Below are 13,217 nucleotides of genomic sequence, written 5' to 3'. Positions count from 1 at the left end.
CATCGATTTCATAACTAGAGGTCATTGGCCGAGCTAGGGCTGCCAGAATAGTTTCCTTCGTATGCAAATGAATGCGGAAGATGATGGCCCACGGCGCGCCGGCTTGGGGACAATAAAGACGGTAGTTGAGACGGACCAGGCGAGGGGGGCCGGTGGCCCATCGCCTCCGGTATGAGTTCGAATCTGCTCGTCACCGCAATAATACCAGCACGTATAGCAACCACCATGACCGAAAATACCATGACTAATGGAGCCGCCATGAGCAACGCCGTGATCGAATGTATCCTGAGCCGAAGCGCGGCCAAGTACTATGACCCAGCGGCCACGATAAACGACGACCAAATCCGCGAACTGGTGCGGATCGGCACCACCGCACCGACATCGTTTCACCTGCAGAACTGGCGATTCATCGCGGTGCGCACGGCGGAAGCCAAGGCGCGACTGAGTCCGATCGCTTGGAGTCAGCCTGCAATCACCGAAGCGGCCGTTACCTTTATCGTCTGCGGCCAGCTGGCCGACTCGAGCGTAATACCAGAGCGTCTAGCGCCTCTGGTGAAAGCAGGCATTATGCCTGAAGAGATGGTGCCGGAATGGGAAATTCCTGCGCGCGATTTGTACATGGAGTACCCGCAGCGCCAACGCGACGAGGCAATACGCACCGGCACCTTCGGCGCCGCTGCGATGATCTATGCGGCCCGTTCGTGGGGGCTGGGCTCGACGCCGATGATCGGTTTCGATGCTGACGCGGTGCACCGCGAGTTCGGACTGAACAAGGAGGAAGTACCAGTCATGCTCTTGTCCGTAGGGGCCGAGCGCCCGGGAAATTGGCCGCAGAAGCCGCGTCGTCCGGTGGCCGATGTGCTGGAACTTGTTTAGAACTCTATTACAGCAGCTGCGATGTCAAGAGCTGCAGCCTTAAAGCCAGAAGACGTGCCTGCGGATTGCAAACTGACCCCCGATGCGTTCACTAGGGCGATCGGCTTCACGCCAAACATGATGTCGACCTTCGCGCAGAGCCCGATTGCGTTCAACGCCTGGGCCGCTCTGCTCGCGTCGTTGAGCAAGGCTCTCGGCATGAAGACCCGTGACAGCATCGGCCTCGCTGTGTCCGAAGTGAATGGCTGCAACTATTGTCTGAACGTTCATTGTTTTACCGCCGAGCATATGGCCAAGCTGCCGGCGAATGAAATTATTCTCGCTCGGAAGGGGCATGCCATCGAGCCGAAGCGGGACGCCGCCGTCCAGTTTGCGCGCAAAGTCATCGAGAGCCGGGGCAGAGTCAGTGAAGCCGATTTGCAAGTCGTCCGCGATGCCGGCTATACGGACGCGAACGTCATGAAGATCATCGCCCTGGTGGCCATGTACTCTTTGACGAACTTTTTAAATTACGTGTTTGATCCCGAGAAGGACTTTCCCGTTGTTCCGCTGGCCGACTCCGTCTGAGCTCTATCCGGTCGCAATCGGCTATTTTGAGAGGCTGCGGGTGGCGTGGGAAGGGCCCAAGGGGATCTTGCAAAAAAAAGCGAGCTTACAAGGGGGCAGTAGTTTGAGACAAATCTCCTTTACAGAGGTGATTGTCAATCGCCATGACGTCAAATCCCCACTTTGGCGCGCTGATATTTAGTCGAGGAAGATCGTTCGTCGCGGAAGATACTTCGTCGCGGTTCAGTCCGCTCGGGCTCGCAGTTGTCAGGCGTGGATGGTTTCGCCGCCTTCGGCATCTACGAAATACTGAGGCGCCTCACGCCTGTCGTACTTCCCGTAGTCTCGCACAATCCGCACTCTCCGGAGCCTGGCCTTGTCATCCAGCACGGAAGTGTCCTCGTAAGCCAGCGCTGCAGCCGCGTCCTTCCAAGATATGAGCAAAATCAGGGCGCCAGGCGTGAGCAAGGCCTCGAAGATGTCCCAGGACGTGCAGTCGGCGGCCCACGGATTTAGGCCGAGCCACTCGGCGCAGTCGTACGGGTTATCCGTCTGCTTCCACTCCGTCGGACGAGTCGCATTAATCAACGTGACCGTCGTCCCCTCGCCAAACTCGGTCTCCTCGAGCCTCTGGTCCGTGAGGGCGCAACCCGGCGGCAGTCGATTGTCAGCGGTGATCTGGCCGACGCGCAGGTGGTAGTCAGCGAGGATTTCGTCGCGGCCCTCCTGCTGGGCCTCATGATGAGGCAAGCTGGTACGCCAGCGTACGAGTGACTTCTCGTCCCGCCAGCTCGAAAGCGAAAGGATCCATCCGTCGCGGGTCAGGCTTTCGTAGCGCGTATTGTCGACGAAGCCATCAACCCGCTCCAACTCAGGGCGAAGTACCCGGACCTTGTCGAGGTAGTCATCCCATTTCTCTCGATTTGGGAGGGTCTCAAAGATCACTGAAAACATATAGTATCTCGCTCTTGAGTGGCGCCACCTAGTCGATCGAGTGTGTCTGCAATTGTTGTCGACGTGAACTGTGCGCCTCGACCATAGCCTTATGACGGCGCCCATCCTGGTCGCCCTGTTGACGAGAGCCGACCCGTAAGGCGATCATTTCGATGATGGCGTGGGTTACAGGCGGCCCGCAGGATGGGCTCGTGAACATCTCATCCCAGTTGTGGAGAGTTCCGCGCGGGCGACTTCTTGAGCAGGAGGCGCTGCTCCGGTGTGGCGCTCGAAACAATCGACGCCGTGCGCCTTCCAGCCGATCTATTGCAGACTCCAACGACCCGCCGCGAGTGAGCGGGAGCGCGCCTGAGCGACGGCACTGCTGCTTAGAAATGATCATGTTCCGCCCACTCACGATTTGGTTTCGTCATGAGAAACAGATATCTATATCTGTACCACACCTCTGCATCTTTGAGCGCCGCGTCAATGGCATCGATTCCATAGCTACAGGTCATTAGACGAACGAATCTTGGATCGTATTTTGGTAGCCCTCGGAATACGAACATCACGAAACCACGCTCAAAAGGTGGACGATGAAAGCTATTGCAGTGACCAGCCAGGCTGCGGGAACAGTCGGAATGAAGCTAGTCGAGCGGCCCAAGCCGGAGGCGGCGATAAACGATGTTATCGTTCAGGTTCACGCGGCAGGATTCATCGGTACCGAGCTTGCGTGGCCCTCGACCTGGACCGATCGCCTCGATCGCGATCGGACACCGTCGGTTCCTGGGCACGAGTTGGCCGGAGTGGTCGTCGGCCTCGGCTATGGCACGACAGGGCTGTCGGTCGGACAGCGGGTGTTCGGCCTCGCGGATTGGTATCGCGACGGCACTCTGGCGGAGTACGTGGCGGTCGAGGCACGCAATCTCGCGCCGCTGCCGGGCGACGTCGAATTCACAGTGGGTGCGAGCTTACCCATCTCAGGCCTTACCGCATGGCAGGGATTGTTTGACCACGGACGTCTACGGGCGGGCCAGAGCATCCTCGCGCATGGGGCTGCCGGCGCAGTCGGATCGATGGTGACCCAGCTCGCACGTGAGGCCGGCGCTTACGTCATCGGCACAGGTCGGGCCGCAGACCGTCAGAAAGCGCTCGACTTCGGCGCACAGGAGTTTATCGACCTGGAGAACGACTCCCTGGAAGACGTCGGCGACGTCGATTTGGTGTTCGACCTCATTGGTGGCGATATTGGGAAACAGTCCGCACGTCTGACGAGAGCCGGAGGAACGCTGGTCTCGATCGTCGGGCCGGTCGAGATACAGCCCGCCAATTTCTTGGCGATCGACTTTGTCGTCGAAGCCGACCGCGCCCAACTGGGTGAGATCGTTCAGCGGGTGCGAGACGGACGACTGCGGCCGAACATCGGTATGGTCTCGCCGCTCAATGACGCTGTTGCCACCTTCAACCAGGTTGAGCGTGTTAGCGGAAAGAAGGTCATCCGCGTTTGTCCGTGAGCGACACGCGCGCGCGGATGCATGCGGTGTTCGTTGCCTAGATTCATCCGCCGCCTGTAGGGAAGCAAGTAAGCCATTCATCGCATTTTAGCGGATCAGCTATATCGGCTCGGCCGACCGATCTAGCCAGAAGCTCATTGGCTCTGGCTCATAGAGTGTCCCGCGGATTGCGCGCTGCTCATTGCTGATGGCGAAGCTAGCGACGATACAGCGCGTACTACGCGGCCTTGTCTTGATTGATTCAGGGTAGGCGCTACTTATCGTTGTCCTGCGACAGAGTGCTGGTTAAAATTGAAGCGACCGCGACACGATAGCCCGGGTGCCGAGGTTGGCTACCAGGTCAGTGCTCGTTTCAATCGCACTGAGGGCTGGCGCCGTTAGCAAGACAGCAGCGGCGAGAACCGGGTAGCAACAGATGTCGATCCCACCAAAATGGAGGGCGGCCGGGGGAGTAATGGGAATCGCGCCAAATGCGCCATCCATCCACGGATGCAGCCGGTAATGGATGGCTCGGACGAGCCCCGTCGCGTGATCCGCGAGAGTGGGCGGCAGAAGCGCCGTAATGCGGGTCAACGCCCAAAGCCAGAGTCCGACAGGACTGTTCTTGCTAAACTTCAACCGGAAAGGAGCGATCATCAAGACGCTGGCTGCAGGAAAGTCGACGAGGTAGGTGTGGATAGAACTTGTGACGCGGCGAAAGGGCATAGCGCAACTCCTGCATGCTGGGCTGCTCATTTGAGTTCTTGGGACATCGAGAGTAGGGCGACGCATGAGATCAACCGCGCCGTGATTGATAGGCACTCGTGCTGCTAAGTATCGATGAGGTGCTGGGGAACGATATTCTTGTCTGTGCGCCGTTAGAAATGCAGGATCGTTATCGTTTTCATTCTCTGGAGCGGCCGCGTCTGCACTTAATTCAAGCGGCCGATACGAGAGCTTAGAAAGTGGTTAGCGCAGAAATCTCTTTCATTTGAATGCTCCTGATTTGTACCTCAGGATCGGTGCCAGCCGCGCACGGCGGCAGCGAGTCTTCCACCCCGCTCGAGTCTGAGCAAATCTTGTTCTTACCTCGCATTCAAAAGCGCGCCGAAGCAACGTGAATGCGCTATCTTTCTCGTCGTGGCCGAATCACTTGGAGGCGTGCTCTTCGATCTAGATTTTCGTCGAAAGGAAGATGCCAACGAGCAGCACATAAAATCTTGCCGCCACTATCAGTGGCGAGCGATCGCTCAACGCCCGATGGCACGCAACTGATACCTGAAGCACGCGCTTTCCGATCGCACGGTCTGATCGCAATCCTGATCGATGTTGGACGCTCATAGATGAGTTGGCGTCGCTGAAGATGCTTGGCAACTCGACGATTTGATCGACTATTGTCGATGCATTCAATGCACTGGCTGCGGCCGCCGGCCGGACACCTCGTTGTCGGTCCAATGGGGCTCCGTAGGTGCCGTTGCGAGTCCGAGGAAGCCGGCGCGAGACCATGGCCACGCATGATCTCCGCTGCCTGGCCCACCACTGGCCGTCTTGGATCACCTCGGCACGTTCGTGGAAATATGGCGGACCTATTGCTGCCGGCGCGATCGCACAGAGCGCCTTCACGTCTCGATCCGTGTTATTATTAACCGATGAACCGCGCCATGTGGAATGTATAGCTCTTGCCTTGGCCACCTTCGATCTGTTTCCCGCTAGATCCAGGACAGCAACCCGTGCTTGCGTGATTTCTTGCAGCCAATGTTGCGTATTGCCCATTCCGCCGATGCTACCTCAACGCCAGGTCGGATTCTCGGGGTAGAGCTGCCGCGCCAATCCGTAACGCGCCGCGTCTGACCAGTCTCCGACATGACGGCGAAAGAGCGTGAACACACCACCCGGCCTTGTTGCTGACGGCACCAGCGCCGAAGGGCTATCACGTAGGAACCCACCCATCATAACCAAATCAGGGGGGCAAAACTCCGTAGCCCGCGGCTATGGCACGTGCAGGCTCGTGAAATACTGCTCGAAACGGCTTGGACTGAGCAGCTGATTGACGCCATCTTTAGATGAAAAGGCTCGTAAGCGTGCGAGCGGAGGCAAGTAAGTTTTGAGAGTGTCCGACGAATTGGATATGGGACAATTCCTGATGGCGACGAATTGTTGGTGCTCTCCCTGAGTAGACTTACGACGTCCAGTTCGACCTGCGCCCCGAGCACGTGGTCGGCGGGTTTCTTACGTAGGCTTGATCATATCCCGTGCGTAGGCCAGGCCGATACCGTAGCCGCCGCCATGAGCCTCGATGATAGCTCGGGCTCCATCGTAGGTCGCACGCCGGGTCCAGTCGCGTTGAAGCTTCAGAAGCACCTGGATCCATGACGTAGGCCTCGCTCCCGCAACTTCCATGCGTCGCAGCGCCAGATCGTGACTGACCGGAGTAAGCCCGCCGCAAGCGTCGCCGACGACATATACCTCATACCCAGCGGCGAGAGCGGAGATCACAGGAAAGGTCACGCACGCCTCCGTCAACAATCCCGAGAAGATCAGCTTCTGTCGTCCGGTCGCCACGATCGCGCCGCGCGCAGCGTCGTCCTCCCACATGTTCATGTTGCGTCGATCGATCGCGACTACTTCGGGAATCGCGGCCCGAATTGCGGGCATCAGGGGGCCGCTGTAGACCTTGGTGGCGGACGTGGACACCACGATCGGTATGCCGAAAACAGTGGCCGTGCGTGCTAGAGCGATCACGTTGTTCAGAAGCATTTGGCGATCGATTGATCCCACGCCGAAAGCAAGTCCGGCTTGCTGATCGGCCAGCACCAAGGCGCAATCCTTCGGCTCGATCAGGATATCGGACATTGTCCTCTCGGTTTTAGGTCCTTGGGTCACGATTTCATTAGCTCCAAATCGAGGACTCATTACCGCGGCTTCGCTTCTACTCCTGGCAGTATAGCCTTGAAGGTGATTTCGATGAGCTGTTGAGGAAAGGCCAGCCTCGCTACACCGATCAGGTTGCTGGCGCACTGAGGTCGTGCTGTGCCGTAGGCCTCCTTGCGTACCTTGCCCGCGACGGCGAATGCTGCGTCGACATCGAGGACATAGAGCGTCTCCTCGACGACGTTGTCTAGCGTTGCCCCGAAGCGCGCCAAAAGCTTCACCGCATTGGCGTAGGTCACGCACATCTGCTGTTCCATCATTGAGAAGTCTGCCGGCTCGCCGGATTGATTGAGAGAAGCAGGCGCGATCAGGTTTCCCGTCTCGTCATGGCTGAGCTGCCCGGAGACATAAATGGTGTCGCCAACCTTGATCGCCTGCGCGTATCCGTAGGCATCTTCCCATGGCACACCGAAGTAGGTGGCTTCTTTGCCATTCAAGGCCGCTTTTACGTCCTTGCTTTGCATACCTAATCTCCTGGCGTCTCAGTCTCGCCTCGGGTCTCGGTGGCGACACTGAATGTCGGTGCGACGATGCTTTGGAGCGTGATCTTGCAACGGAGCGTGACCTTGCAACGCCCCGCGAGGCGAGGGAAATCACCTCTCGCCATAGAGGCGAGAGACGATCGTTATTGTCGCCGTTTCGCATGATGCCGTCGCGAGGAAGGGCACCAGCCGCATCAAGACCCCTGCACGCTTTTCTAGGCGAGCGCTATGCCGAAATCCGCTGGGTTTGGCTCCTTGCCGTCCTTTGGGACCAAGAAGCGCTCCAACCCACCCGGCACAAAGCTGACGAGCAGGGTCGCTTGGTCGCCTACCACCTCGATCGTATGCGGCACACCGCGGGGAAGGGCCGCGTAGGCGCCCGGCCCGACCTCGACGCGGGTATCGCCGACCCGCGCGATGAGCTGCCCCTGAACCACGAAGACTAACTCGTCCTCGCGCGAGTGAGTGTGCAGCGGCGGCTCCTCGCCGGCTCGCACGTTCCACAGGACTGCGCCATAGTCGCCTCCGGATTGGCCGCTCTCCACTTTCAACTCAATGGTTGAGCCTTTGCTCAAGGTCATCGTCTGACCGCCCTTGGGCGCCGTGAGAACTGGCTTCTGGACTGGCATTTCTAAGCTCCTGTTGTCGACTGTCGATTGTCGCGTTTGCCTGATGGCCCAGCCCGACCGAACTGGCCGATGCTGCGTGCCAGAGCACAGCGGCCTTACTTGCATGCTGCGAATTGGGTGGAGGATGCCGCCGCCACCCGAAAAAGGGAAATGCCGTGTGACTATCTATCCGATAACCATTTATCATGGACCTTAATTCATGGCGGCGATTGCGTCGCGCGGCGTTGCCTGCTGCGGTCGCCCTGGCCACTTCGCCGTATCTTCAATCCCAGTTCTCTTCATTGCTCTCAAATTCCGCGGGGACGTGGTGCATGACGATGACCCATGCGATCGACGGATAGAGACACAACTCGTGAGGGACGGGGCTTATTCTGGCCCCATTCCAGCCGATTGCGATGCTGAAGTTTAGGTCAGGTTATCGGGGTAGACTGGAAGCAACCGGCCTTCCGTCCGAATGGCGGTCATGACCCGAGGCAGACATCGCCGCGGGCTAGAGCCGTCCAACTCCTGCTAACAAAATGACGATGGCATCGGGATCAGCTCAGCCTGCTGGCGGCGAACCACGCAATCTGATGCTTTGCGTGATGCAAGAGATGGATAATCAATGCCTCAGCACATGGCAGAGCATGCAGTGCGCAAAATGGGCTTATCGCGACCATCTCCCGGAAAACTGAACCGGCGGCTGGCGGAGAATTACCCTCGCGAGAATGTTCAGCACGTGTGGCGGCGATCGAGGAGTTGGTCCAGGCGCCTCCAGTCACTTTTGCTATGACCCACCTTCAGGAAGCAATTCGTCGATTCGCCAGTAGAGAAGGTTTGCGCTGTTATTCGCGAAAAAGGGCGTGCTGCTCCTTCGATCACCTGATGCCTGCGCAAGCTGCCCGTGGACGCGGCAACGAACAAACACCAGCAACATGCGGACGCTCAGCAACTCCATCCTCGCAAATCGGCGGGCTCAGGCGGCGGTGTCCGCCTCCACCATAGAAGCGATATGGATCTCTGAGAGTTAACCGGAAATAATCCGGCCCCTCGGAGCTTTACTGCTGACGTCCCAGCGGGCGAGGCGCGGATAGCTGAAGAACGCTAACACCTCAAAAACATCGCGGCTAGCGGCGGCCTGAGGGCCGCACGCTGCCAAGCTTTGCTGTCACCGTTCGCCCTGGGCGCCGATGGTCCCAGAGGAGTTGGGACAGTAAGAGTGTTCTGAAGGCTCCAATGTAAAAATCAATACATTGGATTTCGAACGCGGTGACCCGATCGCGGGGTGCCTGGAGGCCGCATTATTCTCCCTGCATTTAGTCCAGCGCCCGGAAGGTGAGGAGATCTCATTAATACGGCGCACACGTCGGGGTGTCAGTCCAGGGTGCTGTTGCAAATGCGCCGACACGAGGTCCGGGCAAGCAACCTGACCCGTAATTTCCGGAATCGTAGGCCGCATCGTATGACTCATCAGTCGGATAGCCCCAATACGAACCATAGGCGGGATAGCCCCAGCCCGAATAATAAGCGGGGTAGGTCCAATGCTGAGGGTAGGGGTGGCTCCGCCGTACCCGGTAGCGCACCGCCGTCGTCCCGGTAGGTACACCCGCCTTGATCGACGTGCCATTGATCGGCGCTGCCGACGAGTCAGCCGTGGCGACGACTGCGATAGGAACGGCAACTGCAAGCGCAACCGCGAGGCTGCGGATTTGAGTCTTCATGGTAAGTCCTTTTCGTTTTGGAACACCCAACGAATTTAGCCTTGCAACCTCGGCGAGGAAAATCACCTCTCGCAATCAAGTCGATAGACAATCATTATTGCCAGGCTGCGCAATGCCCAAAGTCGGGCTGCCATCATCTGCATCGGCGGAGAGTTCTGGTGTTCTAGCGCTTTGTGCTGCTGTTGAGGGTTACGCAAACACCGACTAGAGTGCGACTGGCCCGAGGTCGGAAGAACCTCTCTTTCAAAAAGGCGAGCAAATTCGCGGCCATGCATCAGAGCCCATGTGAGAAATGCCACATCGTCTGAAATGCGACTGGGGCGCAGCTAGGCGATCGTCTATGAGCTAGAGATGTACGAAGCAGTGGTCTGTGCATGATATTGCAGCAGATAGTTAGAAATGCATCCACCAAAAAGAAAGCATCGTCGAACGACGCTAGCTTCGCCACGTCGCACCGCAGGCCGCATCGACTTAATGCGACCGGTGTGCAAGCGAGCTTGGTTGGGGAGCGCCTTCATGTAGCCCTGAGCGGCTAGAGCGCCGTTCGAGGAAAGCGGCGCCACTTAATCCTCATTACGTGCTGCGGATTTGCTCGAGCTAGAAGCATGAAATAAATGGAGTCGGGATGTGTCTGCTATTGAGAGGGTTGGCCCGAGGATCGGACTATTAGAAGCGGCTTCATTCTTAGTCGTCCGTGAAGAGCGGCTAAGCGATTGAGCTGGGATCGCATTATTCGTTGTTGCCTGTTTTGGGATTGCAGGGTTTTGATGCTTCGAATTTCGTTTTAAGGATTCCATCGAATCGCCAGTCATGATTCCGTCCTCGCATCGGAGGTGGCGATGCGACCGAAGAAGCCCAAAGCGACGGGATCGGGCGATCTGTTCCGGGCCAGGCTGGACCAGATCATCAACATGAAGCACGAACTGGTTCAGCTCGCCGGCAAGGTCGACTGGGACTGGATCGACGGCGAGATCGCGCCGCTCTACAGCGAGAACGGTCGGCCGGGCATCGCGACCCGCTTCATGATCGGGCTCTTGCTGCTCAAGCACATTTACGGCCTGTCCGATGAGGGGGTGTGCGAGCGCTGGGCCCACGACCCGTATTTCCAGTACTTCACCGGCGAAGAGTTCTTTCAGCACGCGTTCCCGCATGAGCGCTCCGACCTGAGCCACTGGCGCAAGCGGCTTGGCGACAAGCTGGAGCTGTTGCTGGCCGAGAGCCTGCGGGTGGCGCACGAGGCCGGCGCGTTGCGCAGCCAGGACCTCAAGCGGGTCACGGTCGATACCACCGTGCAGCCGAAGGCCATCACCTTCCCGACCGATGCCAAGCTGCTGCACGCGGCAATCAAGGGGCTCAACCGCCTGGCGAGGAAGCACGGGGTCAAGCTGCGGCAGTCCTATCTTCGCATTGCCAAGACCGCGGCGATGATGGCGGGACGCTACGCCCACGCCAAGCAATTCAAGCGGCATCAGCGGCAGTTGCGCGTCCTGCGCAGCCGGTTGGGCCGGATCATCCGCGATATCCGCCGCAAGATCGAAGGTCAGGACGTGCTCGAGAACGCCTTCGCCCTGCCGCTCAGCCGGGCCTCCCAGATCCGCTCGCAGCAGCAGCGCCAGCGCGGCTGGAAGCTGTATTCCTTCCATGCTCCAGAGGTCGAGTGCATCGGCAAGGGCAAGGCCGCCGCACCCTACGAGTTCGGTGTCAAAGCCTCCATCGTCACCAACAACCGCCGTGCTCCAGGCGGCCTGTTCGTGCTGCACGCCAGGGCGCTACCCGATAACCCGTACGATGGTCACACCTTGCGGGACGTCATCGACCGCACCGAGACACTCACCGGCTGTGCGATCGAGCGGGCCTATGTCGACAAGGGATACCGCGGCCACGACGCGCAAAATCCTCGTCGCGTCTTCATCTCCGGCCAGAAGCGCGGCGTCTTCGGTGTCATCAAGCGCGAGTTGCGCCGCCGCTCCGCCATCGAGCCCATCATCGGACACCTGAAGACCGATGGTCACCTCGGCCGATGCTACCTCAAAGGCCGCCCCGGCGATGCGGCTAACGTCATCCTCTCCGCCGTCGGTCACAACTTCCGCCGGGTCCTCGCCTGGCTGAGGGCTCTTTGGTGCCTGATCCTGACCACCTTCATCGCGGCCGCCAGCGACCGCTCACCGCTCAAATCGGTTTCTTAACGGACGACTTCTTAGCCGCTGACCGAAGATCGTGATCGCGACTGCCAAGGCCATACTGCGCATCTCACGAGCAGTCACCGCCGCTCTATTGAGTGCGGTTGGCGGGATGGCCGCGCTTCCAGAGCTTCGCTCCGAGTTGCTTCACAATCGTTTGGGCGATCGCCCCGGATTCGTGGCTCAAATAAGGAGTCTCCATGTTGCGGACCAGCGTTACGGATGTTGTCGTTGTTTGAGGCAGCGGCAGATGCGTTTCGGAGGTTTTCCAGTGCACTCGTCCAGTCGCGAGTACGCACAATCTTAATAAACGCGTCAAGTGCCGGCGAATATTGCCTCCCCGCCACGGCCAAGAGCCGCACCTCACGCCGAACTGGGTCGCCCTCAATCGGAATTGCAGCGAGCGACGGCAGCCTAGGAGCATGCTCTGGGGCCAAGATGGCTCCGAACCCTGCGGATGCCATTTGCTGAAGATGCCTTTCCTGATCACTGGTGTGTACGACCTTAGGGCCAGGATGGTCGACAAAACACTCCCGCATGAAACGGCCCACGACGTCACATCCGAGCCTTTCGAGAAATACCACGTCGCGCAAGTCTTGGATGGAGATAGCGGTTCTCCTCGTCATCGCATGTTCTCGAGACAGGACAAGTACGTAACGTTCTTGGAAGAGCGGCCAATGGTCGATTCTCTCAGGTAGCTCCACAGCCTCGCCGACGAGGGCCGCATGAATTTCGCCATCTAAAAGCAACGCAACGAGTTCGTCGCCACCGGCTTCGCGTAAATCGAATCTCAGTTCAGGGATGATCCTGGCGAGTTCGAGGAGCAATTCCGTGATCAGCGCGGCGGAAATTGAGGGCGCTAGCCCAATCTTGAGTCGGGCAATTGCCTTCTTTTGATAGCTTCGCGCCTGAAGGCTCACGGCCTCTGCGGCGACAAATACCTCCTCTAGCGTGGGTAGAATTATCTTGCCCAACTCGGTGAGCTGAGTGAAGCGACGCTCACGGTGAATCAACGCACCGCCGAGTTCCTCTTCAAGCTTGTGGACCGCCTTTGTCAGTGCCGGCTGGGTTACATTACATTGCTTAGCAGCCTGCGTAAAATTGAGCGTCCTCGCGAGGGCCAAGAAATATCGCACCTGATGAAATTGCAGATGCATGCTCACACCAGAAGGAGTTGCCATGGTCCGAACCATTCTAGTTCGTTGCCATGGTTGGGAGGGGAGACGGTCAAAGGGGCTGTCGTGGAGCTTCCTACAAAGCAGATGATGTGCGCCGGCCTGGAAGTCTCGACCTGAGTATTGGCAAAAGTGTTCTCGCTGACGTTGCTTTCGGCCAACGTCGCGGACGTTGACATCAGCCTAATCCGCGAGTCCGAAAAACGCGTTCGATCGTACAGACTGTGCATGCCTCGATCCAATCTAGATGTGTCGATGGCGACCTTAGATCG

Annotated in this window: 10 protein-coding genes; 4 read left to right on the top strand and 6 right to left on the bottom strand. The window is 58.5% G+C overall.

Annotated features, from left to right (window positions below; genetic code table 11):
- Positions 1-258: 258 nt before the first annotated feature.
- Together Q0687_RS31240 and Q0687_RS31235 are read left to right on the top strand one after the other, a co-directional pair.
- The gene (locus tag Q0687_RS31240; protein ID WP_298885443.1) at positions 259-876 is read left to right on the top strand and encodes a nitroreductase family protein; all 618 of its coding nucleotides are present in this window, start codon (positions 259-261) and stop codon (positions 874-876) included.
- 21 nt (positions 877-897) lie between these two features.
- A complete protein-coding gene (locus Q0687_RS31235; RefSeq protein ID WP_298885441.1) occupies positions 898-1,443 on the top strand; it encodes a carboxymuconolactone decarboxylase family protein in 546 nt (181 codons plus the stop codon).
- A 246-nt stretch (positions 1,444-1,689) separates the two neighbouring features.
- Here Q0687_RS31235 and Q0687_RS31230 read toward each other — a convergent pair whose 3' ends face one another.
- A complete protein-coding gene (locus Q0687_RS31230; RefSeq protein WP_298885439.1) occupies positions 1,690-2,376 on the bottom strand; it encodes an antibiotic biosynthesis monooxygenase in 687 nt (228 codons plus the stop codon).
- A gap of 575 nt (positions 2,377-2,951) precedes the next feature.
- On the opposite strand from Q0687_RS31230, the gene Q0687_RS31225 reads away from it, so the two are divergent.
- A complete protein-coding gene (locus Q0687_RS31225; protein ID WP_298885437.1) occupies positions 2,952-3,869 on the top strand; it encodes an NADP-dependent oxidoreductase in 918 nt (305 codons plus the stop codon).
- Between the two features lie 285 nt (positions 3,870-4,154).
- Here Q0687_RS31225 and Q0687_RS31220 read toward each other — a convergent pair whose 3' ends face one another.
- The 4 genes from Q0687_RS31220 to Q0687_RS31205 form a co-directional block, all read right to left on the bottom strand.
- Positions 4,155-4,574: a hypothetical protein gene (locus Q0687_RS31220; protein WP_298885435.1), complete on the bottom strand. Its 420-nt coding sequence runs from the start codon at positions 4,572-4,574 to the stop codon at positions 4,155-4,157.
- A 1,503-nt stretch (positions 4,575-6,077) separates the two neighbouring features.
- A complete protein-coding gene (locus Q0687_RS31215) occupies positions 6,078-6,701 on the bottom strand; it encodes a hydrolase (protein ID WP_298885433.1) in 624 nt (207 codons plus the stop codon).
- A 59-nt stretch (positions 6,702-6,760) separates the two neighbouring features.
- Entirely contained in the window at positions 6,761-7,243 is a 483-nt protein-coding gene (locus Q0687_RS31210) for a Rid family hydrolase (protein WP_298885431.1), read from the bottom strand.
- A gap of 233 nt (positions 7,244-7,476) precedes the next feature.
- Positions 7,477-7,890, bottom strand: a complete 414-nt coding sequence (locus Q0687_RS31205) for a cupin domain-containing protein (protein ID WP_298885429.1) — start codon at positions 7,888-7,890, stop codon at positions 7,477-7,479.
- Between the two features lie 2,539 nt (positions 7,891-10,429).
- Here Q0687_RS31205 and Q0687_RS31200 point away from each other — a divergent pair.
- Entirely contained in the window at positions 10,430-11,776 is a 1,347-nt protein-coding gene (locus Q0687_RS31200; protein ID WP_298885427.1) for an IS5 family transposase, read from the top strand.
- 74 nt (positions 11,777-11,850) lie between these two features.
- Here Q0687_RS31200 and Q0687_RS31195 read toward each other — a convergent pair whose 3' ends face one another.
- Positions 11,851-12,951 carry a LysR family transcriptional regulator gene (locus tag Q0687_RS31195; protein ID WP_298885425.1) on the bottom strand — a complete coding sequence of 367 codons (1,101 nt, stop codon included), beginning with the start codon at positions 12,949-12,951 and terminating at the stop codon, positions 11,851-11,853.
- Positions 12,952-13,217: the final 266 nt, after the last annotated feature.

The organism is uncultured Bradyrhizobium sp. (genome assembly GCF_936928535.1).
Classification (GTDB): domain Bacteria; phylum Pseudomonadota; class Alphaproteobacteria; order Rhizobiales; family Xanthobacteraceae; genus Bradyrhizobium.
Note: the sequence above shows the minus strand (reverse complement) of the source record. Positions and strands in the feature narration are given on the sequence as shown.